Raw genomic sequence first — 21982 nt, 5'->3', positions numbered from 1 at the left:
CTCTTTTCTGTTGCCTGCGGCAAGGTTGCATCATGCGGCGCGGGCTGACAAGAGAGGATGAAGGCTAAGTGCTATAAGGGGGTTATCGGCTGCTCGGGGGATTTCTGCAATCGGGGTGATGGAAGGTGTACAAGCCTGTTTTTCTTGTCCAATAAACAGGCAAAAAAAGCCCCGCCAAGTGGCGGGGTTGAGGTACGAGCGTGGCGCTCGGAAATCGGTGCAACAGGGCCTCCCCGGTGAAGGGGAGGCCCGTTGTGGCTTACAGCAAGATGGTGCGGATGTCGTTGAGCAGCTGGCTCAGGCGCTGCGTGAAGCGAGCAGCAGCGGCGCCGTTGATCACGCGGTGATCGTAGGACAGCGACAGTGGCAACATCAGCTTCGGCTGGAACGCTTTACCGTCCCAGACAGGCTGGATAGTGGCCTTGGACACACCCAGGATCGCCACTTCCGGCGCGTTGACGATTGGCGTGAAGCCAGTGCCGCCAATGTGACCGAGGCTGGAGATGGTGAAGCAGGCACCCTGCATGTCGTCCGGGGTGAGCTTCTTGTCGCGGGCCTTGGCAGCCAGTGCAGCGGCCTCAGCGGCAAGTTGCAGCAGGCTCTTCTGGTCGACGTTCTTGATGACCGGTACCAGCAGGCCATCCGGGGTGTCGACGGCAAAGCCGATGTGCACGTACTTCTTGCGGATGATCGCCTTGCCGCTTGGTGCCAGCGAGGCGTTGAAGTCCGGCAGTTCCTTGAGCAGGTGTGCGCACGCCTTGAGCAGCAGAGGCAGCACGGTCAGTTTCACGCCGGCTTTTTCAGCCACGGCTTTCTGCGCAACGCGGAAAGCTTCCAGGTCGGTGATGTCGGCCTGGTCGAACTGAGTCACGTGCGGGATGTTCAGCCAGCTGGCGTGCAGGCCGGCCGCGCCGATTTGCATCAGACGGGTCATCGGCACTTCTTCGATTTCACCGAAGCGGCTGAAATCGACGGTGCGGATCGGCGGAATGCCTGAACCACCGGTAGCGCCGCCAGCAGCTGGCGCTTCCTTGGCTTTCTGCATCATGGCTTTGACGTAAGCCTGCACGTCTTCCTTCAGCACACGGCCGTGAGGACCGCTGGCCGCGACAGCACTCAGCTCAACGCCGAACTCACGGGCCAACTGACGCACGGCAGGGCCGGCGTGAACCTTGGCACCGCTTGGCGCAGGTGCGGCAGCAGCAGGGGCCGGTGCGGCCTCGGCTTTTGCAGCCGGTGCAGGGGCGGCAGCGGCGGGAGCCGCTTCAGCCTTGGCAGCCGGCGCGGCGGCAGGTGCAGGGGCAGCAGCCGGTGCAGCGCCTTGTACTTTCAGCTTGAGGATGAAGTCGCCAGTGCCGACTTCGTCTTCCAGCTTGACCGCGATGCTTTCCACCACGCCGGCCGCCGGCGAAGGGATTTCCATGGAGGCCTTGTCGGACTCCAGGGTGATCAGCGACTGGTCGGCTTCGACGGTGTCGCCGACCTTGACCAGCAACTCGATGATCTTGGCCTTGCCCGACGAACCGATGTCCGGGACGTGGATGTCCTGGACAGAGGCTGCAGCCGGCGCAGCAGCCGGGGCCGCAGGGGCCTCGGCAGCAGCAGGTTTTTCAGCAGGCGCGGGTGCAGCAGCGGCAGCAGGAGCCGCCGCAGGGGCCGCATCAGCGGCACCTTCGATTTCCAGCTCAAGCAGTTCGTCGCCTTCTTTCAGGCGGTCGCCCAGCTTCACTTTCAGGCTCTTGACCACACCGGCCTTGGGAGCAGGGATTTCCATGCTCGCCTTGTCCGACTCCAGGGTCAGGATGCTCTGGTCGGCTTCGACGGTGTCGCCGACCTTCACAAACAGCTCGATTACTTCACCTTCACCGCTGCCGATGTCAGGTACGCGAATGAGTTCGCTCACAAAAAGTCTCCTCAGCAGTCCAGTGGGTTGCGTTTTTCCGGGTTGATCCCGAACTTGACGATAGCGTCTGCCACCACCTTGGGTTCGATCTCACCACGGTCAGCCAAGGCTTCCAGGGCTGCCAACACCACGAAGTGACGGTCAACTTCGAAGAAGTGACGCAGCTTCTTGCGGCTGTCACTGCGGCCGAAACCGTCGGTGCCCAGGACTTTGAATTCCTTGGACGGGACCCACTGGCGAATTTGTTCAGCAAACAGTTTCATGTAGTCGGTCGAAGCGATCACCGGGCCTTTACGGCCGGTCAGGCACTCTTCAACGAAGGTGCGCTGTGGCTTCTGGCCAGGGTGCAGGCGGTTGTGACGCTCTACGGCCAGGCCATCGCGACGCAGTTCGTTGAAGCTGGTTACGCTCCACACGTCAGCGCCGACATTGAACTCTTCACGCAGGATCTTCGCCGCTTCACGCACTTCGCGCAGGATGGTGCCGGAGCCCATCAGCTGTACGTGGTGCGCTGCTTCCTTGGTGTCTTCTTCGAGCAGGTACATGCCCTTGATGATGCCTTCTTCCACGCCAGCCGGCATTGCAGGCTGCTGGTAGGACTCGTTCATCACGGTGATGTAGTAGAAAACGTCCTGCTGCTCTTCGGTCATCTTCTTCATGCCGTCCTGGATGATCACCGCCAGCTCATAGCCGTAGGTTGGATCAAAGGTGCGGCAGTTCGGGATGGTGGCAGCCAGGATGTGGCTGTGACCGTCTTCGTGTTGCAGGCCTTCGCCGTTCAGCGTGGTACGGCCGGCGGTACCGCCGATCAGGAAGCCACGGGTACGGCTGTCGCCTGCTGCCCACGCCAGGTCGCCAATGCGCTGGAAGCCGAACATCGAGTAGAAGATGTAGAACGGCAGCATCGGCTGGTTGTGGCTGGAGTACGAAGTACCGGCAGCGATGAAGGAGCTCATGGCGCCCGCTTCGTTGATGCCTTCTTCGAGGATCTGGCCCTTCTTGTCTTCCTTGTAGAACATCACCTGGTCTTTATCGACTGGCTCGTAGAGCTGGCCGACGGAGGAGTAGATGCCCAACTGACGGAACATGCCTTCCATACCGAAGGTACGGGCTTCGTCCGGGATGATCGGCACGATGCGCGGGCCGATGTCCTTGTCCTTGACCAGCTGCGCCAGGATGCGCACGAAAGCCATGGTGGTGGAGATTTCACGGTCGCCCGAGCCGTCGAGGATGGCCTTGAGGGTGCTCAGGTCTGGCGTCGGTACGCTGAAGCTGTTGGCGCGACGCTGTGGCACGAAACCACCCAGTGCGGCGCGGCGCTCGGCCAGGTAACGGGCTTCGGCGCTGTTCGGCTCCGGCTTGAAGAACGGCAGGTTCTCCAGCTCTTCGTCCTTGACCGGGATGTCGAAGCGGTCGCGGAACAACTTCAGGCTGTCGACATCGACTTTCTTGGTGTTGTGCGCAGTGTTCTTCGCTTCGCCGGCACCGGTGCCATAACCCTTGATGGTCTTGGCCAGGATGACGGTCGGTTGTTCTTTGTGGTTCACCGCTTCGTGGTACGCCGCGTAGACCTTGTACGGGTCGTGGCCGCCACGGTTGAGTTTCCAGATCTCGTCGTCGGACAGGTCTGCAACCATCGCCTTGAGTTCAGGCGTGTTGAAGAAGTGTTCGCGCACGAACGCGCCGTCTTTGGCCTTGTAGTTCTGGTACTCGCCGTCGATGACTTCGTCCATGCGACGTTGCAGGATGCCGTCGACGTCCTTGGCCAGCAGTGGGTCCCAGAAACGGCCCCAGATGACTTTGGTCACGTTCCACTGAGCACCGCGGAACACGCCTTCGAGTTCCTGGATGATCTTGCCGTTGCCGCGAACCGGGCCGTCGAGGCGCTGCAGGTTGCAGTTGATGACGAAGATCAGGTTGTCCAGCTTCTCGCGGCCAGCCAGGGAGATGGCGCCCAGGGATTCCGGCTCGTCGCACTCGCCGTCGCCCAGGAAGCACCAGACTTTCTGCTTGCCTTCAGGGATGAAGCCACGGGCTTCCAGGTACTTCATGAAGCGAGCCTGGTAGATCGCCTGGATCGGGCCCAGGCCCATGGATACAGTCGGGAACTGCCAGAAATCAGGCATCAGCCAAGGGTGCGGGTACGACGACAGGCCGTTACCGTCCACTTCCTGGCGGAAGTTGTTCATGTGTTCTTCGGTGATGCGGCCTTCCATGAACGCACGGGCGTAGACGCCTGGGGAGGTGTGGCCCTGGAAGTAGATCAGGTCGCCGCCGTGTTCGTCGGTCGGGGCCTGGAAGAAGTAGTTGAAGCCGATGTCATACAGGGTTGCGCTGGAAGCGAAGCTGGAGATGTGACCGCCCAGGTCCGAATCTTTCAAGTTCGTGCGCATTACCATCGCCATGGCGTTCCAACGTACCAGCGAGCGAATGCGGCGTTCCATGAACAGGTCGCCAGGCATGCGTGCTTCGTGGGTAACGGGGATGGTGTTGCGGTATGGCGTGGTGATGGCGTAGGGCAGTTGCGAGCCGCTGCGGGTCGCGAGTTCGCCCATACGGGTCATCAGGTAGTGAGCACGGTCTTCGCCTTCTTTGTCGAGAACCGATTCCAGGGCGTCCAGCCATTCCTGGGTTTCGACGGGATCGAGGTCTTGCATGGCTTGCTCCAGGGCGGAAAGGCTACCAGAATCGGTTGCCTGAGTTTGCGACTGGCCTTGTGGGCAGACGACATAAATTCTTGGATGGCCGAAGGTTGCTTCGGCGTCCTGTAGTTTTACTACAAATCGTCGGCCATTTCAGCCTTTCGAATGTATATACGAGTAGTAAAACTACACAAGACTGAGCGTATGGCTCGGTCTGGCTGGTGAGCATAATCGTTATTGTTGATCTTTTGCGAACAAGAAAAGGTGAAAGTTTGATGCTGGCTGCCAAAATGAAATTAATTTCAGCTATTTCTCACCTTTGTTCGACAGTCCTTCACCAAGCGTGGTTCTTGCCTTCACGGCAACACGCCTTTTACGCGCCGAACAAGGATAGACCATGAGCCTTCCCACGCTGGCCGAACTGCCGGCCGTTCTCTTGCCTTTTGCCCAGCGGGCCGAGCAGTCATTTCGTGACGCAGTGGCCGCGCTGGACGACGATCATGGACTTTCTGCGTGGACGCCGCAACGGTGGGCCGACTTCGCCCGCGTATGCGCCGCCAGTGATTTCGTCATTGAACAGAGCCTTCGTGACCCTTTGATGTTGCTTGAGCTGGTGGCCTGGGGCGAGTTGGATCGCGGCTTTGCGCCCGACGAACTGTGCGGGCAGATCGCCGCCGCCGTGCAACAGGCCGAAACAGAAGAGGAGCTGGGCCGCGTGCTGCGCCGCCAGCGCACCCGCCAGCAGGTGCGCATCATCTGGCGCGACCTGACGCGCCAGGCCGACCTGGTGCAAACCTGCCGCGACCTCTCCGACATGGCCGATGCCAGCATCGACCAGGCCTACCAATGGCTGTACCAGCGCCACTGCGTGCAGTTCGGTACGCCCACCGGGCGGCGCAGCGGCGAGGCGCAGCACATGGTCATCCTCGGCATGGGCAAGCTCGGCGCCGTGGAGCTGAACCTCTCTTCCGACATCGACCTGATCTTCGCCTACCCCGAAGGCGGCGAAACCGTGGGGGTCAAGCGCGCCCTGGACAACCAGGAATTTTTCATTCGACTGGGTCAAAAACTGATCAAGGCCCTCGACCCGATGACCGTCGACGGCTTTGTATTCCGTGTCGACATGCGCCTGCGCCCTTACGGCTCGGCCGGTGCTCTGGTGCTCAGCTTCAATGCGCTGGAACAGTACTACCAGGACCAGGGCCGCGACTGGGAACGCTACGCCATGATCAAGGCGCGCGTAGTGGCCGGTGATCAGGTGGCCGGCGCGCAGCTGCTCGACATGCTGCGGCCGTTCGTCTACCGCCGTTACCTGGATTTTTCCGCCATCGAAGCGCTGCGCACCATGAAGCAGCTGATCCAGCAGGAAGTGCGGCGCAAGGGCATGGCCGACAACATCAAGCTGGGGGCGGGCGGCATTCGCGAGGTGGAGTTCATCGCCCAGGCGTTCCAGCTGATCCACGGCGGCCGCGACCTCAGTCTGCAGCAACGGCCGTTGCTCAAGGTGCTCGGCACCCTGGAAGGCCAGGGCTACCTGCCGCCGGCGGTGATCGCCGAGTTGCGCAATGGCTATGAATTCCTGCGCTACACCGAACACGCTATCCAGGCGATTGCCGACCGTCAGACCCAGATGCTCCCCGACAGCCCGGAAGACCAGGCGCGCATTGCCTTTATGCTGGGGTTTGCCGATTGGGCGAGCTTCCATGAGCGCCTGATGGACTGGCGCGGTCGCATTGACTGGCATTTCCGCCAGGTCATCGCCGACCCGGATGAAGAAGAGGGCGAAGAAAGCGAGCTGGTTGTGGGCGGTGAGTGGTTGCCGCTGTGGGAAGAATCCCAAGATGAAGACGCTGCCTGTCGCCAATTGGCCGAGGGTGGCTTCACCGACGCGCCCAAAGCCCTGAAAGCCCTGACCAGCCTGCGCAGCAGCCCGCAGTTGCGCGCTATGCAGCGCCTGGGCCGAGAGCGACTGGATGCGTTTATCCCGCGTTTATTGGCCCAGGCCGTCGAGCATGCCAACCCGGACCTGGTGTTGGAGCGCGTGCTGCCGCTGGTCGAGGCCGTCGCCCGTCGTTCCGCTTATTTGGTGCTGCTCACGGAAAACCCCGACGCCCTGCGCCGGCTGCTGACCCTGTGCGCCGCCAGCCCGTGGATCGCCGAGCAGATCACGCGTTTCCCATTGTTGCTGGACGAATTGCTCAACGAAGGCCGCCTGTTCAAGCCGCCCTTGGCGCCGGAACTGGCCGCCGAACTGCGCGAACGCCTCACGCGCATTCCCGAGGATGACCTTGAGCAGCAGATGGAGGCCCTGCGCCACTTCAAGCTGGCCCACCGCCTGCGCGTCGCGGCGTCGGAAATCGCCGGCAGCCTGCCATTGATGAAGGTCAGCGACTACTTGACCTGGCTCGCCGAAGCCATCCTTGAGCAAGTGCTGGCGCTGGCCTGGCGCCAGACCGTGGCGCGCCACGGCTCGCCGCAACGGCTGGACGGGACGTTGTGCGATCCTGGCTTCATCATTGTCGGTTATGGGAAAGTCGGCGGGATCGAACTGGGGCATGGTTCGGACCTGGACCTGGTGTTTATCCATGACGGCGACCCGCAGGCCGAAACCGACGGTGCCAAGCCGATCGACGGTGCGCAATTCTTCACGCGCCTGGGCCAGCGGATCATCCATTTGCTGACGACCCAGACCAACTCCGGGCAGCTCTATGAAGTGGACATGCGCCTGCGTCCTTCCGGTGCCTCCGGTTTGCTGGTGAGTTCGCTCGGTGCGTTTGATCGCTATCAACAAAATGAAGCCTGGACCTGGGAACATCAGGCCTTGATCCGTGCGCGGGTGCTGGTGGGCAGCCAGGATGTGGGCCGCGCATTCGAGCAGGTGCGGGCCAACGTATTGGGGCGTGAGCGCGACCTGGAGACGCTGCGCCAGGAAGTCAGTGAGATGCGTGCCAAGATGCGTGACAACCTGGGCACCAAGACCACGGCGGCCGGCACCGGCGCCAATGCCTTCGAGCCCACGGCGGTGTTCGACCTCAAGCAGGACGCCGGAGGTATCGTCGATATTGAATTTATGGTGCAATACGCGGCTTTGGCGTGGTCTGCGCAACATCCGTCGTTGCTGCGCTATACCGACAATATCCGCATCCTGGAAGGCCTGGAGCAGGTCGGGCTGATGCCCGCCGCCGATGCCCACTTGCTGCGTGAGGTGTACAAGGCCTACCGTTCCGCCGCGCATCGCCAGGCCTTGCAAAACGAGGCCGGCACGGTCGCCGGGGATCAGTTCGCCGACGAACGGCGCCAGGTGATGCGGATCTGGAAAGAACTGGGGTTAAGTTGAGTCAACTGTAGGAGCCGGCTTGCCGGCGATTGAGGCCCTTGGCATCCATGGTGATCTTTCGGACGTCATCGCCGGCAAGCCGGCTCCTGCAGGTTGTTCGTCTCCTACAGAAATTATCGAGGCGGGGAGGCATTAGCCTCCCCGTATCGTTTGTGGAAACTACATGAATATTCTGATCGTTGGGCCCAGTTGGGTCGGTGACATGGTGATGGCACAGACACTGTTCCAGTGCCTGCGCCTGCGCCATCCAGACTGCCAGATCGACGTGCTTGCCCCGGAGTGGAGCCGCCCGATCCTCGAGCGCATGCCCGAAGTGCGCAAGGCCTTGAGCTTTCCGCTCGGCCATGGCGCGCTGGAACTGGCGACCCGCCGTCGCATCGGCAAATCCCTGGCCGGCCAGTACGACCAGGCGATCCTGCTGCCCAACTCGCTCAAGTCGGCGCTGGTGCCGTATTTTGCTGGCATCCCCAAGCGCACCGGCTGGCGTGGTGAGTTTCGCTACGTGCTGCTCAACGACGTGCGCACCCTGGACAAGGCGCGCTACCCGCTGATGATCGAGCGCTTCATGGCCCTGGCCTATGAGCCGGGCGCCGAATTGCCACAGCCGTATCCACGCCCGAGCCTTGAGATCGACCCGGTCAGCCGCGACGCGGCGCTGGCCAAGTTCGGCCTGACCCTGGACCGCCCGGTGTTGGCCCTATGCCCCGGTGCCGAGTTCGGCGAATCCAAGCGCTGGCCGTCCGAGCATTACGCCAAGGTCGCCGAAGCCAAGATCCGCGAAGGCTGGCAGGTGTGGCTGTTCGGTTCGAAAAAGGACCATCCGGTGGGCGAAGACATCCGCCAGCGCCTGATTCCCGGCCTGCGCGAAGAAGCGGTGAACCTGAGTGGCGACACGTCGCTCGCCGAGGCCATCGACCTGCTGTCCTGCGCCGACTCGGTGGTGTCCAATGACTCCGGCCTGATGCACGTGGCCGCGGCGCTGAATCGCCCATTGGTCGCGGTGTACGGCTCCACCTCGCCGGGTTTCACCCCGCCCTTGGCCGACAAGGTCGAAGTGGTGCGCCTGGGCCTGGACTGCAGCCCGTGTTTTGAACGCACTTGCCGTTTTGGCCACTACAACTGCATGCGCCAGTTGCTGCCCCAGCCGGTGAACGAAGCCTTGCAGCGGTTGCAGGGCACTGTGGTCGAGGTCCGATAGTTTGCGCGTTCTGGTAATCAAGACCTCATCCCTGGGCGATGTGATCCACGCCTTGCCGGCGCTGACCGATGCGGCGCGGGCGATCCCCGGCATCCGTTTCGACTGGGTGGTGGAAGAAGGCTTTGCCGAGATCCCCACCTGGCACCCTGCGGTGGACAAGGTGATCCCGGTGGCCATTCGCCGCTGGCGCAAAAACATCTGGCAGACCATCAAGAGTGGCGAGTGGCGACGCTTCAAGCAGAGCGTCCAGTCGACCAAGTACGACCTGGTGATCGACGCCCAAGGCTTGTTCAAAAGCGCCTGGCTGACGCGCTACGTGCGTGCCCCGGTGGCCGGTTTCGACAAAAACTCCGCCCGCGAACCCATTGCCGCACGCTTCTACTCGCGACGCCTGGCCGTGGCCCGTGGGCAGCATGCGGTGGAGCGCTTGCGCCAGCTGTTCGCCGTGGCCCTGGGGTATGACCTGCCCAAGGCCCTGGGTGACTACGGCCTGAGTGTCGACAAGCTGCTCGGCCTGCCGCCGAAAAAACCGTTCGTGCTGCTGTTGCACGGCACCACCTGGGACACCAAGCACTGGCCCGAAGCCTACTGGCGCGAGCTGGCCGAACGCATGGGCCGGTTGGGCGTGGACGTGAAATTGCCGTGGGGCAATGCCGCCGAAAAAGCCCGGGCCGAACGCCTGGCCAAAGGCTTGAGCAACGCCGAAGTGCTGCCCAAGTTGAACCTCGCCGGCGTCGCCCGCGTACTGGCCGGCGCCCGTGCCTGTGTGGCGGTGGACACCGGCCTGGGTCACCTGGCTGCAGCCCTGGACGTGCCGACCATTTCCCTGTTCGGCCCCACCAACCCCGGCCTGACTGGCGCCTACGGCAAGGGCCAGATTCACCTCGCCAGCGACTTCCCCTGCGCACCGTGCCTGCAAAAAACCTGTACCTATCAACCGACGGCCGACGACTTGCGTCGGTTCGACATCAAGCGTGAGTCGCCCCTGTGCTTCACGCGCCTGAACCCTGAGCGTGTGGCAAGCCGGCTGAGCACGTTGTTACTGGCTGAGGAGCTGCACTGATGCAACTGGCTTTTGTTCTGTACAAATACTTCCCCTTTGGCGGCTTGCAGCGCGATTTCATGCGCATCGCCCTGGAGTGCCAGCAGCGCGGCCACCAGATTCGTGTGTATACGCTGATCTGGGAAGGCGACATCCCGCCCGGGTTCGAAGTGCTGGTGGCGCCGGTCAAGGCGTTCTTCAACCATCGGCGCAACGAGAAACTCAGCGCGTGGATGGAAGCCGACCTGGCCAAACGCCCGGTGGACCGTTTGATTGGCTTCAACAAGATGCCTGGCCTGGACGTGTACTACGCCGCCGACGGCTGCTTTGAAGACAAGGCGCAGAATCTGCGCCACTCGCTGTACCGCTATTTTGGCCGCTACAAACACTTTGCCGAGTACGAGCGCGCGGTGTTTGCCAAGGACGCCAAGACCGAAGTCCTGATGATTTCCGAAGTGCAGCAGCCGCTGTTCATCAAGCACTACGACACGCCGCTGGAACGTTTCCACCTGCTGCCGCCGGGCATTGCCCAGGACCGTCGTGCGCCGCCGAATGCCGCCGAAATCCGCGAAGGTTTCCGCAAGGAATTCAACCTGGGTGACGACGACTTGCTGCTGGTGCAGATCGGCTCGGGTTTCAAGACCAAGGGCGTCGACCGCAGCCTCAAGGCCGTGGCCGCACTGCCGGCTGAACTGAAAAAACGCACGCGCCTGTTTGTAATCGGCCAGGACGACCCCAAAGTATTCCAACTGCAAAGCGCCACCCTGGGCCTGGGGGACAATGTGCAGTTCCTCAAGGGCCGCAGCGATATCCCGCGCTTCCTGCTGGGCGCTGACCTGTTGATTCACCCGGCGTACAACGAAAACACCGGCACCGTGTTGCTCGAAGCCCTGGTGGCCGGGCTGCCGGTGCTGGTCTCGGCGGTGTGTGGTTATGCCCACTACATCAGCGAGGCCAACAGCGGCCTGGTGCTGGATGAGCCGTTCGAACAGAACCAGCTCAACGAGTACCTGACGCAGATGCTCACCGACACTGCACAGCGCGCGGCCTGGGGCCGCAATGGGTTGGCCTTCGCCGAGACGGCCGACCTCTACAGCATGCCGCAGCACGCTGCGGATGTGATTCTGGCGGAGCCGAACCGATGAAGTTGATTCTTGCCGAACCGTTCAAGACGTTATGGGCCGGGCGTGATGCCTTTGCCGAAGTCGAGAAGCTGCAAGGCGAAGTATTCCGTGAACTGGCGGCGCGCCGCACGTTGCGTACCGTGGTGGAGGGCCGGCCGTATTTCGTGAAGATCCACCGTGGCATCGGCTGGGGTGAGATCTTCAAGAACCTGATCACCGCCAAGTTGCCAGTGCTCGGCGCAGGCCTTGAGTGGGCGGCGATTCATCGCTTGCAGCAGCTCGGCGTGCCGACCATGACCGGCGTGGCGTTCGGTGAAAAAGGCAACAACCCGGCCGACCAACACTCGTTCATCATCACCGAAGAGCTGGCGCCGACCGTCAGCCTCGAAGACCTGACGATCAACTGGGTGGCCGAGCCGCCCGCGCCTGCGTTGCGTCATGCGCTCACCCTTGAGCTGGCGCGCATGGTCGGCGACATGCACCGTGGCGGCGTAAACCACCGCGACTGCTACCTGTGCCACTTCCTGCTGGACACCGCGCAACCTGTCGATGCAAAGCACATCAAGCTGTCGGTGATCGACCTGCACCGTGCCCAGTTGCGGGCGCACCTGCCGCTGCGCTGGCGCGACAAGGACTTGTCGGCGCTGTATTACTCGGCACTGGAAATCGGCCTGACCCGCCGTGACAAGCTGCGTTTCCTCAAGGGCTACTTCCGCCAGCCGCTGCGCCAGATCCTGGCCGAGCAATCGGCGTCCTTGAACCTGCTGCAGCGCAAGGCGGACAAGCTGTACGCGCGCAAGCAACGCTTGGGGGATGCGATCTGATGGCGGGTTGGAACCTGGAACCGGCCTACTCTGCCCTGGCGGATGATTTTGGAACCCTTGAAGCGGTGTTCGCGCTGCAAGGTGAACAATTGACCCGTGACCCCTTGTCGGAAGTGATCCGCGTGGAGCGGGGCGGGGTCAATTATTACGTCAAGCGCTACACCGGCGCCGGCAAGGGCCTGCGCCGCTACCTGGGCAAGCCCCGAGTGAAGTCCGAATGGCAGAACCTCAAGCGTTTTGCCAAGTGGGGCATTCCCACCGCCGACGTGGTTGCCTGGGGCCTGGAGCGCAAGGGCCTGGCCTACGACCGTGGCGCGATGATCACCCGTGAGCTGCCAGAAACCGAAGACCTGTCGGCACTCGCCGAGCGCCGTGACGCGAGGCTCAAGGACCCCAAGTGGGTCGATGCGGTCAGCCGCCAGCTCGCCGAATACACCCGGACCATGCACGATCACCGCTTCACCCATAACGACTTGAAGTGGCGCAACCTGCTGATCGATGACCAGCAGACCCTGTACCTGATCGACTGCCCCAACGGTGATTTCTGGCGCGGTTTCTGGCTCAAGTACCGCATCACCAAAGACCTGGCCTGCCTGGACAAGGTCGCCAAGTATCACTTGTCGGCCACCCAGCGCCTGCGTTTCTACATGCAATATCGCCAACGCACGCACCTGACGGCGTCGGACAAACAGCGAATTCGCCATGTGGTGAAGTTTTTCGAGGGACGCGAATGAGTGATTTCCTGGCGGCCGAAGACCGTGCCCTGCTTGAGCGCAACGGCCTGGCGAGCTTCGATGCCCTGTGGGCCAAGCAATTGGACGCAGTGGATGAGCCCAACACCAGCCGTGGCGGTTGGAGCAGCGTGTTCCGCCTGGAGCTTGAAGGCCAGGGTTACTACCTCAAGCGCCAGAGCAACTACCTGACGCGCAGCTTGCACCGCCCGTTTGGCGAGCCCAGTTTCTCCCGCGAGTTTCGCAACATCAGCCGCTACCGCTCGTTGGGCATTCCTGCCTTGCAAGCGGCGTTCTACGGCGAACGCAAGGTCGCCGGTGAATACCGCGCAATGTTGCTGACGCGTGCGCTGGATGGCTGGAATGACCTGGATTCCCTGCTGGAGCAATGGCCGCAGTTGAGCGATGCCCAGCACCGCGCGATCCTGCTGGCGTGCGGCCAATTGGCGCGCCGCCTGCACAGCGTTGGGCAGGTGCATGGCTGTTTCTACCCCAAGCATATTTTCCTGCAGGCGACTGCTGACGGTTATGCCGCGCAGTTGATCGACCTGGAGAAAACCCGCCCGCTGCTCTTTGGCTGGCGTGATCGGGTCAAGGATCTGGAACCGTTGTTGCGTCGCGCGCCACAATGGTCGGATGCGCAGGTACGCCAGCTGTTGGCGGCGTACTTGGAGCAACCTGCGGACAGCTCGCTGGTCGCCACGTGGTACCAGCGTTTGAGCGCCCGACGTAGCCACAAGGAAAACCGTTGATGCGTTTGTCCGAGCTGAAAACCGCCGGTCGTACCCCGAGTTTGCCGCTGACGATTGAGCTTGCCGATGCGGCGGGCCCTGCTCAGTTGCAACTGCTCAGCCTGCTGCGCGTGCTGCCGGGCGAGCGCTACGTGGGCGCGGGCGTCTGGCGCGGTCGCCCGGTGCTGGCCAAGTTGCTGGTGGGAGGCAAGGCGGCGCGGCATTTTCAGCGTGAACTCAGCGGCGTACGCTTGCTGGCCGAACAAGGCCTGACCACACCGTTGCTGCTGGCCGACGGGTTGCAGGAAGGCGAGGGCGGTTGGCTGCTGTTCGAATTTATCGAGGGCGCCGAGAGCCTGGCTGATGCCTGGCACGGCGTCGAACACCTGCCACCCTTGGCAGACGAACAAACCGCCGTGCTCGCCGAAGCGCTGGGGGCGATTGCCCAGATGCATACCCGGGGCCTGTGGCAGGAAGACTTGCACCTGGACAACCTGCTGCGCCAAGACGGCAAGCTGTATTTGATCGATGGCGCGGGGATTCGCGTCGAAGAGGCCGGCAAGCCACTGTCGCGCAACCGTGTGCTGGAAAACCTCGGGGTGTTTTTCGCCCAGTTGCCGAAGAACCTCGAACCCTTTACCGAAGAGTTGCTGGTGTACTACCTGCTGGCCAACGGTGAACATGCCTTGCCGCTTGAGGCCTTGGAAAAACAGGTGCGCAAGGTCAGCGCCTGGCGCCTGAAGGACTTCCTGAGCAAAGTCGGCCGCGAGTGCACGCTGTTCAGCGTGGTGCGTGGTCCGTTTGCATTGCGTGCGGTCCGCCGTGAGGAAGAAGCCGCCATGCTGCCAGTGCTGGAGCAGGCTGACACGTTGCTCGACAGCGGCCACCTCTTCAAGACCGGTGGTGCCGCGACGGTGGCCAAGACCGACCTGGCTGGGCGCGCGCTGGTGATCAAACGCTACAACATCAAAGGGTTCGTCCATTGGCTCAAGCGCTTCTGGCGCCCGAGCCGCGCCTGGCATTCCTGGCGCGAGGGCAATCGCCTGGCGTTTCTCGGCATCGCCACGCCCAAGCCGCTGGCCGTGCTGGAAAAGCGCTTTTTCTGGCTGCGCAGTCGCGCCTATCTGGTGACGGAATTGATCGCGGGCCCGGACATCATCGAGCGTTTCGCGCCCTACGTCGAAAGCGGCGACGCGCCGGAAAATGAACTGCAGGCCCTGGATCACCTGTTCGCCGAACTGATCCGCGAACGCATCAGCCATGGTGATTTCAAGGGCCATAACCTGTTCTGGGACAAGGACCGCTGGTCGCTGATCGACCTGGACGCCATGCGCCAACACAGCTCTGACGCCAGCTTCGCCCCGGCGTACGCCAAGGACCGCGCGCGGTTCATGCGCAACTGGCCTGAACGCAGCGCGTTGTACCAACTGATCGATCAACGCCTGCCCAAACAGACCACCTAGCACTCACGGGCTTACGCAACTGTAGTGAGCGGGCCTGCCCCGCGCGGCGGCGCGTCATTCACGCGTGAGGTGCCTGGCACACTACGGCGCGGCGGCGTGTCAGTCACGCTTGAGGCGCCTGATACACCGCGGCGCGGGGCAAGCCCGCTCACTACAAGTGTTGCGTGGGCAACAGTGATTGGGCAGTTGTGCTTAGGAATGACAGTCCGTTTTTACGCGCGTTTTCTATCTTTCTGATTTAAAACGATAAAAATCCTGGCACGGGCGCTGCAATGCCATCGGGTGAACCCTTTCACCGGTGGCTCAGGAGCCCTGTATGCCTTCCAGCCTTTCCTCGCTTTCCCGCTTGATCTGCCTCGGCGCCGCCCTGTTGCTGAGCTGCACCGCCCACGCCGCAGACGGCGATGATGCCGTGCCGTCACTGGCCGGCAAACGTATCGCTGTGAGCATGACGGGCACCAGTCACTATTTTGATATCAAGGCGTTCCAGGCCCAGGTCGAAGAAATCAAGCGCTTGGGCGGTACACCCATCACCCTCGACGCCGGGCGCAACGACAAAAACCTGGTGACCCAGCTGCAAACCGTGGTCACGCAAAAGCCCGATGCTGTGATCCAGACCCTCGGTACCCTCAGCGTGATCGACCCCTGGCTCAAGCGCATCAGTAAGGCCGGCATCCCGCTGTTCACCATCGATGCGCCGTCGCAGTACAGCCTCAATAACACCACGTCGGACAACGTCGCCACGGGCAAGGCGCTGGCCGACCAGTTGATCAAGGATGCCGGCGGCAAGGGCAAGATCCTGGTGTTCAACGGCTTCTACGGAGTGCCGGTCTGCGCGATTCGCTATGACCAGTTGAAGCTGGCACTCAAGGATTACCCGCAGCTCGAAATCATCCAGCCGGAACTGCGCGATGTGATTCCCAACACCGTGCAGGACGCGTATTCCCAGGTCTCGGCGCTGCTGAACAAATACCCGGCGGGCACGGTGTCGGCGATCTGGTCGGCGTGGGATATCCCGCAACTCGGCGCGAGCAAGGCGTTGATCGATGCCAAGCGCACTGAGATCAAGACCTATGGCGTCGACGGTACGCCGGAAGTGCTGGCGCTGTTGGGCCAGGCGAATTCGCCGGTCGGTGCCGTGGTGGCGCAGCAGCCCGCGCTGATCGGCAAGACGGCGGTGCAGAACGTTGCACGCTACCTGGCCGGGCAGCATGACCTGCCGAAGGAAACCCATGTAGCGACGTTGCTGACCACTGCCGCCAACCTGTCACAGGTTCAGCAACTGCGGGGTGATTGATGACAGCGTTGCACTTGCAGCATCTGCGCAAGCGGTTTGGCGCCACGTTGGCGCTGGAGGATGCGAGCCTCAAGGTCGAGCGCGGCACGATTCACGGCCTGGTGGGTGAGAACGGCGCGGGCAAGTCGACGCTGATCAAGATTCTCGCCGGCATTCACAAGGCGGATGCCGGGCAGGTGAGCATTGGCGGTCAGGCCTACGCTGCGTTGTCGCCGCGCCAAGTGGATGCATTGGGCGTGCAGTTCATCCATCAGGAGCGTCTGCTGCCGGCGAGTTTCACGGTGGGCGAAGCGCTGTTTTTCGGGCATGAGTTGCGCCGTGGGCCGTTTGTCGACCGTCGGCGGCAGCAGCGTGAAGCCGAGCGCTTGCTGGCGGAGTATTTCGACCTGCAGTTACCGGCCAGCGCGTTGATCAGCGAGTTGAACAGCGCCGAGCGCCAGGTGCTGCAAATCACCCGCGCGCTGATTCGCCAACCGAAGATCCTGGTGTTCGATGAGCCCAGCGTGGCGTTGGTCAAGCGCGAGGTCGACCAGTTGTTGCGTATCGTCAAGCGCCTGCGCGACCAGGGGTTGTCGATCCTGTACATCTCCCATTACCTGCAGGAAATCGACAGCTTGTGTGATGAGGTCACGGTGTTGCGCAATGGCCGGGACGTCGCGGTGGTGGAGCCTCGGCACACCTCGAGTGCCGAGATTGCGCGGCTGATGGTCAACCGCGACGTGCAGGACATGTACCCCAAGGCCCGCGTCGAACTTGGCAAGCCGCTGCTGCAAGTGCGTGGGTTGAACCTGGCCCGGCGTTACCGCCAGATCGATCTTGAGGTGCGGCGTGGTGAGATCGTCGGGCTGACCGGGCTGGTGGGCTCGGGGGCCAAGGAATTGCTCAAGACCCTGTTTGGCGTGGTGCGTGCAGACAGCGGCAGCATTCATCTTGATGGGCGTGTATTGCGCCTGCGTTCCCCCGGCCAGGCGATTGCGGCCGGTATCGCCCTGGTGCCGGAAGAGCGCCGCAGCCAAGGGATTTCGCCGCTGCTGTCGGTGCTGGAAAACCTCACGTTGGCAGGGCTTTCGCGGTTCAGTCGCGGGGGCCTGTTGAGCCGTCGCGAGGAGCACGCAGAAAGCCTGCGCTTGATCGACGAACTGGCGATCAAGGCGCCTGGGCCTCACGCGGCGGTGAGCCAGCTCAGTGGTGGCAATCAGCAGAAAGTTGCCCTGGGTAAATGGCTGAGTCGGCGCTCGGCGGTGTACCTGTTGGATGAGCCGTGTGTGGGCGTGGATGTCGGTGCCAAAGTGGAAATTTATCGATTGATCGGGCGCTTGGTCGAGGGGGGCGCCGCGGTGTTGGTGTTGTCATCGGACTTGCCGGAATTGTTGGGCATCAGCGATCGAATTCTGGTCCTGCATCGTGGCGAAATAGCCGGTGAGTTTCGCGCCGGGGACGCCGACAGTGACCTGTTGTTGGCGTGTGCCACGGGCGCGGTGCCAGTACCTGCTGTGCAACCGCGGGAGGTCGAACATGCTTGAGGCAACCGCGTCAGGTTTTTCGCAACGCGTGTGGGTGCTGGTGTTACGTCGAGGGGCCGTGGGCGTGTTTCTGGCGATCCTGCTGGGGTTTGCCGTGGCGGCGCCGAACTTCCTCTCGGTGGCCAACCTTGCGAATGTGTTCAGCCAGTCGGCGATCCTCGGGGTGCTGGCCTTTGGGCTCACCTGCGTGATTATCGGCGGCGGCTCGAATGTGGTCGCCGGTGGGTTGGACCTGTCACTGGCAGCGAACCTTGGCTTGTGCGCGGCGGTATTCAGCCGGCTCAACAATGCCGGGCTGGAACTCTGGCTCACCCTGTTGCTGACCCTGGGTTGCGGTCTCGCGGTCGGGCTGCTCAATGGCTTGGCGGTGGTAGTGCTGCGCTTGCCGCCTTTGTTGGCGACGCTGGCAAGCATGAATGTGCTGGCCGGACTCGAACTGGTGCTGACCGAGAACACCGTGGTTTCCACCGACTCGCCCCTGCTCGATGTGCTCAGCGGCGGCAGTTGGCTGGGCGTGCCGGCGCTGGCGTGGGTGTTGCTGGTCACGGGCGGGCTGTTGACGCTGCTGATCCAGCATTCAGCCTATGGGCTGCGTTTGCACGCGGTGGGTGAATACCCTCAGGCGGCCGAGGCGGCGGGTCTGCACAATGCAGGGTATGTGGTGTCGAGTTACCTGCTGTCGGGCGCGTGTGCGGCGGTGGCCGCGTTGTGCTCGGCGGCTTTTTTCAGCGGCAGCACCACCGGTTCCGGTGAGATGCTGCTGTCGGTGGTGGCGATCGCGTTTCTCGGCGTGGTGTTTTCCTGGCGGTTGGTGGCAAGCATCCCGGGCACGTTGCTCGCGACCTTGCTGATCGGTTTTCTGATCAACGGATTTCAGCTGTTGAACGTGTCGAGTTTCTGGGTCAACGGCGTGCAGGGTGTGTTGATCCTGTTGGTGGTGGCGGCCTCCAGTGCCTTGAATCGAGGAGCCCGCTCATGAACCCACGTGCATTACTGCCGCTGACATTGCCGCTGGTGTTCGCGGTCATCGTCCTGGTGTTTGCGCTACAGGCGCCGGGGTTTCTCAGCAGCGGCAACTTGAAAAGCCTGGTGCTGAACAATTTCGTGTTGCTGGCGGTCGTGGCCATCGGCATGACCTACGCGGTGGCGGCGGGCGGCATCGACCTGTCGGTGGGCACCGCGCTGGATTTCGCCAGCTTTACGTTCGTGGTGCTGCTCAATGGCGGCCATGGCTGGGCGATTGCAGTCGTGGGGGCGCTGGCGGCTGCGTTGTCAGTGGGGCTGGTGAATGCAGGGCTGATCGCGGGGCTGCGGATCAGTCCGTTTCTCGCCACGCTCGGTACGTTATTTATCGGCACCAGCGCCCAGCAACTGATGTCGGGCGGCGGCCAGCCGATTTACATCGCCGAGGGCCTTAAGCCGGGGCTGACCGGCCTGCCTGCGCTGTTGATCGTGTTGGGGCTGGCATTGTTCTATGGCCTGGCACTGGCTCGCGGGCGCCTGGGGCGCGAGCTGCTGGCCCAAGGTACGCAGCCGCTGTTGGCGTACTACTCGGGGTTGTCGGTGCGGCGGATCGTCACCGTGGTGGCGCTGGCCACTGCCCTGGCGTGCGGGGTGGCCGGGGTGCTGCTCAGTTCGACGGTCAGTGCCTATGTCCCCTTGTCTGGCAATGCATTCCTGCTCAATGCCATTGGCGCGGTGTTTATCGGCACCACGTTGAGTCGGCAGGGCCGGGCGAATATCCCCGGGACTCTGCTCGGCGTGCTGTTCATCAACGTCATCGCCAACGGCCTGCTGCTGATCGGCTGGAACTTCTATTGGCAGCAGGTGGCGACCGGCGTGCTGATTTTTGTGGTGTTGAGCTTCAGCTTTGCCAGTCGTCGAGTGGTGGCGGGCCACTAGCGGGTTATTGGGCCTTGAGCAGGATCATGCCTTCGTACTGGGCTTGGTAGGTCATCTGAACGTCGCGTCGTGATGCTAATTGCAGGGTGCCGGCCGTTACCTTCAGGCTGGCGCGATCGATCAGAATTGGTATTCGGCGCCGGCGCCCGCATACCACGAACGGCCGGGCGCAGCTTCGTAGTAGCGGCCATTGCCGTCGCCGACGATCACCGAGCCCACGTATTGGCGATCCAGCAGGTTGTCCAGGCGCAACGTCTGGTGGAAGGTCCAGTGCTCGACCTTCTGCTCGAAGCGCGCACGCCAGTTGAACACGCTGTAGCCGGGTGCTGCGTACTGTTGGTTGGTGTCTTCGACGTAGACCTTGCTGCGGTACAGGCCTTCGAGGGCGGTGCTGAGCCAGTCCCGGGGCTTCCAGTTCAACTCGGCAAACAAGGTGGTCTGCGGCACGCCGGGCAAGTAGTTGCCTTTGTCGACAGTGGTAGTGCCGCCGCTGACGAAGTCACTGTCGTAGGTGGCTTGCAGGCGGGTGTAGGCGAGGCTGGTGCTCCATTGTTCACTCAACTGGCTTTCCAGGCCCAATTCAAAGCCCCGACGCAAGGTGCGGCCCGCATTCTGGTAGGTGGTGCGGCCGCCGACGGATTGTTGCACCACCAACTCGTCCTCGGTGGTGATCTGGAACAGCGCGGCATTAACACGGGTGTCTTGACCGACGCGTGCTTTCAAGCCGACTTCATATTGCTTGCTGACCGATGGCTTGAGCGCAAAGTTGAAACCGTTGGCGGTGCTGGAATAGGCCGACTCGGCCTGGGTCGGGGTTTCAAACCCCTTGCCCGCGCTTACATAGCCATGCAGGTCCGGGGTGAAGGCATACATGACGCTGACCGACGGCGTGTTCTTCTGATAGGTCTTGTTGCCGCTGTCATTGCCGTCGCTGAGGTAGTGGTCGTCCACGTCCATGGTCATGCTGCTGTGGCGCAGGCCCGCTTGCAGGGTCCAGTCGCCGAGCAGCCAGTTGGCCTGCACGAACGGATCGAGGCTGGTAGCGGTGTCGATTTCATCACGGCCCAGGGCGCCCTTGACGCCGTGCACGCCATTGACGGTATTGGAATAGCCCTGGCGGTCATCCCGGCTGCGGTCGTAGTCGAGGCCGGTGATCAGGGTCAGGTCGCCGGGGGCGCTGGTGATGGGTTGCAGCCAATGGACGGAGCCGCCGTAGAACGTGCGGTCGAAGTCGACAACGCCGCCGCGCTTGTCGGCGGCGCTGCCACCTTGGATCGACAGGTACTGAATCACGCTCCGCCGCCCCGTATAGGCATTCACTTGCAGGGTTGCATCGCCGATGTAGCGCTCGTAATTCAGGCCTATTTGCTGGTGATCGATACTTTTGCGCGTGTTGTACAACAACGCCGCCGGTGCCACCGAGCGCGGATCTGCCTTGTAAGCCGCCCAGGTTTGCCCCAGTGGGTCCTGGGTGCCGTTCTGCTCCAGGCTGCTGTAGATCAGCGCGAGCTTGCTGTCATCGTCCGGCTGGACGTTGAGCTTGGCAAAGGTCTGGTCGCGACGTGCGCTGCTGTGGTCGCGGTAGCCATCGGTGTCCATGCGCGAAGCGTCGAGCACAAAGCCTGCGCCATTCGCGGCGCCTTCAGCCGTGAGGTGGTTTTTGCTCAGGCCGTCGCTGCCCACCAGGGTCTCGGCACCGATGCGCGGCGGGCCTTCGCCGTCGCGGGAAAACATCTGGATCACCCCGCCGGCGTTGCTGCCGTACAGGGTGGCGGCCGGACCGCGCAGCACTTCGATGCGTTCGGCCGTATCAAGGTTGAACGTCGCTGCCTGGCCCTGGCCGTCCGGGGTGCTGGCCGGAATGGCATCGGCGATCAGCTTGATGCCGCGCACGCCGAACGCCGAGCGGGCGCCGAAGCCACGGGAAGAGATCTGCAGGTCCTGCGCATAATTCTGGCGGTTCTGTACCACCAGGCCGGGCACGCGGGACAAGGCTTCGGAGGCGTTGATGCCCAGTTGGCCGTCACTGATCTGCTCGTGGCTGATGCTGTTTACCGAGTAGGGCAGGTCGAAGGTCGGGCTGGCGCTGCGTGAACCGGTGACCACGCTGGGGTCGAGGATCAGTGGGGCGTCTTCCGCCCATGCGGGGGCGCCCAAGGCGAGCAGGCTGGGCAGTAACAGGGTAAAGCGGGCAAGGGTTTTCATGGGGCAGCCGAAATCTGTGGCGCATAGGTCATAGACGCGCAAAAGGGCGCGAGTTTAGTG

The 21982-nt window shown here is 62.6% G+C and carries 15 protein-coding genes; 12 read left to right on the top strand and 3 right to left on the bottom strand.

The features are described 5' to 3' along the window. Window positions 1-259: 259 nt before the first annotated feature. The gene (gene aceF, locus ACVWVP_RS07365) at window positions 260-1903 is read right to left on the bottom strand and encodes a dihydrolipoyllysine-residue acetyltransferase (RefSeq protein ID WP_178918628.1); all 1644 of its coding nucleotides are present in this window, start codon (window positions 1901-1903) and stop codon (window positions 260-262) included. Between the two features lie 11 nt (window positions 1904-1914). Beyond that, window positions 1915-4560 (bottom strand): pyruvate dehydrogenase (acetyl-transferring), homodimeric type, encoded by a 2646-nt coding sequence (gene aceE, locus ACVWVP_RS07360; protein ID WP_176997185.1) that lies wholly within the window; start codon window positions 4558-4560, stop codon window positions 1915-1917. A gap of 382 nt (window positions 4561-4942) precedes the next feature. Between aceE and glnE the strand changes: the two genes are divergently transcribed. The 12 genes from glnE to ACVWVP_RS07300 all read left to right on the top strand — a co-directional run bounded on the left by glnE (window position 4943) and on the right by ACVWVP_RS07300 (window position 19717). Continuing rightward, window positions 4943-7882 (top strand): bifunctional [glutamate--ammonia ligase]-adenylyl-L-tyrosine phosphorylase/[glutamate--ammonia-ligase] adenylyltransferase, encoded by a 2940-nt coding sequence (glnE, locus tag ACVWVP_RS07355; RefSeq protein WP_457405015.1) that lies wholly within the window; start codon window positions 4943-4945, stop codon window positions 7880-7882. A gap of 163 nt (window positions 7883-8045) precedes the next feature. Continuing rightward, window positions 8046-9080 carry a lipopolysaccharide heptosyltransferase II gene (gene waaF, locus ACVWVP_RS07350; protein ID WP_178918630.1) on the top strand — a complete coding sequence of 345 codons (1035 nt, stop codon included), beginning with the start codon at window positions 8046-8048 and terminating at the stop codon, window positions 9078-9080. Between the two features lies 1 nt (window position 9081). Further along, window positions 9082-10143 (top strand): lipopolysaccharide heptosyltransferase I, encoded by a 1062-nt coding sequence (gene waaC / locus ACVWVP_RS07345; protein ID WP_176997182.1) that lies wholly within the window; start codon window positions 9082-9084, stop codon window positions 10141-10143. Next, on the top strand, window positions 10143-11267 hold the full coding sequence (locus ACVWVP_RS07340) for a glycosyltransferase family 4 protein (RefSeq protein WP_457405012.1): 1125 nt from the start codon (window positions 10143-10145) through the stop codon (window positions 11265-11267). The genes waaC and ACVWVP_RS07340 overlap by 1 nt, the downstream gene beginning before the upstream one ends. Next, window positions 11264-12070 (top strand): lipopolysaccharide core heptose(I) kinase RfaP, encoded by an 807-nt coding sequence (rfaP, locus tag ACVWVP_RS07335; protein WP_178918633.1) that lies wholly within the window; start codon window positions 11264-11266, stop codon window positions 12068-12070. The genes ACVWVP_RS07340 and rfaP overlap by 4 nt, the downstream gene beginning before the upstream one ends. After that, entirely contained in the window at window positions 12070-12804 is a 735-nt protein-coding gene (locus tag ACVWVP_RS07330) for a lipopolysaccharide kinase InaA family protein (protein ID WP_178918634.1), read from the top strand. The genes rfaP and ACVWVP_RS07330 overlap by 1 nt, the downstream gene beginning before the upstream one ends. After that, window positions 12801-13553 carry a lipopolysaccharide kinase InaA family protein gene (locus tag ACVWVP_RS07325; protein WP_178918635.1) on the top strand — a complete coding sequence of 251 codons (753 nt, stop codon included), beginning with the start codon at window positions 12801-12803 and terminating at the stop codon, window positions 13551-13553. The genes ACVWVP_RS07330 and ACVWVP_RS07325 overlap by 4 nt, the downstream gene beginning before the upstream one ends. After that, window positions 13553-14995: a lipopolysaccharide kinase InaA family protein gene (locus ACVWVP_RS07320; protein WP_457405008.1), complete on the top strand. Its 1443-nt coding sequence runs from the start codon at window positions 13553-13555 to the stop codon at window positions 14993-14995. Before ACVWVP_RS07325 ends, ACVWVP_RS07320 begins: the two co-directional genes overlap by 1 nt. Window positions 14996-15311: 316 nt before the next feature. Next, window positions 15312-16292 carry a sugar ABC transporter substrate-binding protein gene (locus tag ACVWVP_RS07315; protein ID WP_259172693.1) on the top strand — a complete coding sequence of 327 codons (981 nt, stop codon included), beginning with the start codon at window positions 15312-15314 and terminating at the stop codon, window positions 16290-16292. Further along, the gene (locus ACVWVP_RS07310) at window positions 16292-17815 is read left to right on the top strand and encodes a sugar ABC transporter ATP-binding protein (protein WP_457405005.1); all 1524 of its coding nucleotides are present in this window, start codon (window positions 16292-16294) and stop codon (window positions 17813-17815) included. Before ACVWVP_RS07315 ends, ACVWVP_RS07310 begins: the two co-directional genes overlap by 1 nt. Further along, on the top strand, window positions 17808-18794 hold the full coding sequence (locus tag ACVWVP_RS07305) for an ABC transporter permease (protein ID WP_259172691.1): 987 nt from the start codon (window positions 17808-17810) through the stop codon (window positions 18792-18794). Before ACVWVP_RS07310 ends, ACVWVP_RS07305 begins: the two co-directional genes overlap by 8 nt. After that, complete coding sequence (locus tag ACVWVP_RS07300) at window positions 18791-19717, top strand: ABC transporter permease (RefSeq protein ID WP_457405002.1); 927 nt, start codon at window positions 18791-18793, stop codon at window positions 19715-19717. The genes ACVWVP_RS07305 and ACVWVP_RS07300 overlap by 4 nt, the downstream gene beginning before the upstream one ends. A 120-nt stretch (window positions 19718-19837) precedes the next feature. On the opposite strand, the gene ACVWVP_RS07295 is transcribed toward ACVWVP_RS07300, so the two are convergent. Next, the gene (locus ACVWVP_RS07295; protein WP_457405000.1) at window positions 19838-21922 is read right to left on the bottom strand and encodes a TonB-dependent receptor family protein; all 2085 of its coding nucleotides are present in this window, start codon (window positions 21920-21922) and stop codon (window positions 19838-19840) included. Window positions 21923-21982 lie beyond the last annotated feature (60 nt).

This window comes from Pseudomonas sp. TE24901 (assembly GCF_054058375.1).
The sequence above is the reverse complement of the archived record's forward strand: the minus strand, read 5'-3'. Positions and strand labels throughout refer to the sequence as shown.

What these genes read in the sequence shown, in the direction of transcription:
- ACVWVP_RS07315 (WP_259172693.1), top strand. Translation starts at nt 15,312, where the DNA reads ATGCCTTCCAGCCTTTCCTCGCTTTCCCGCTTGATCTGCCTCGGCGCC.
- ACVWVP_RS07300 (WP_457405002.1), top strand. Translation starts at nt 18,791, where the DNA reads ATGAACCCACGTGCATTACTGCCGCTGACATTGCCGCTGGTGTTCGCG.
- ACVWVP_RS07305 (WP_259172691.1), top strand. Translation starts at nt 17,808, where the DNA reads ATGCTTGAGGCAACCGCGTCAGGTTTTTCGCAACGCGTGTGGGTGCTG.
- ACVWVP_RS07320 (WP_457405008.1), top strand. Translation starts at nt 13,553, where the DNA reads ATGCGTTTGTCCGAGCTGAAAACCGCCGGTCGTACCCCGAGTTTGCCG.
- glnE (WP_457405015.1), top strand. Translation starts at nt 4,943, where the DNA reads ATGAGCCTTCCCACGCTGGCCGAACTGCCGGCCGTTCTCTTGCCTTTT.
- ACVWVP_RS07310 (WP_457405005.1), top strand. Translation starts at nt 16,292, where the DNA reads ATGACAGCGTTGCACTTGCAGCATCTGCGCAAGCGGTTTGGCGCCACG.
- aceE (WP_176997185.1), bottom strand. Translation starts at nt 4,560, where the DNA reads ATGCAAGACCTCGATCCCGTCGAAACCCAGGAATGGCTGGACGCCCTG.
- rfaP (WP_178918633.1), top strand. Translation starts at nt 11,264, where the DNA reads ATGAAGTTGATTCTTGCCGAACCGTTCAAGACGTTATGGGCCGGGCGT.
- ACVWVP_RS07330 (WP_178918634.1), top strand. Translation starts at nt 12,070, where the DNA reads ATGGCGGGTTGGAACCTGGAACCGGCCTACTCTGCCCTGGCGGATGAT.
- ACVWVP_RS07295 (WP_457405000.1), bottom strand. Translation starts at nt 21,922, where the DNA reads ATGAAAACCCTTGCCCGCTTTACCCTGTTACTGCCCAGCCTGCTCGCC.
- ACVWVP_RS07325 (WP_178918635.1), top strand. Translation starts at nt 12,801, where the DNA reads ATGAGTGATTTCCTGGCGGCCGAAGACCGTGCCCTGCTTGAGCGCAAC.
- waaF (WP_178918630.1), top strand. Translation starts at nt 8,046, where the DNA reads ATGAATATTCTGATCGTTGGGCCCAGTTGGGTCGGTGACATGGTGATG.
- ACVWVP_RS07340 (WP_457405012.1), top strand. Translation starts at nt 10,143, where the DNA reads ATGCAACTGGCTTTTGTTCTGTACAAATACTTCCCCTTTGGCGGCTTG.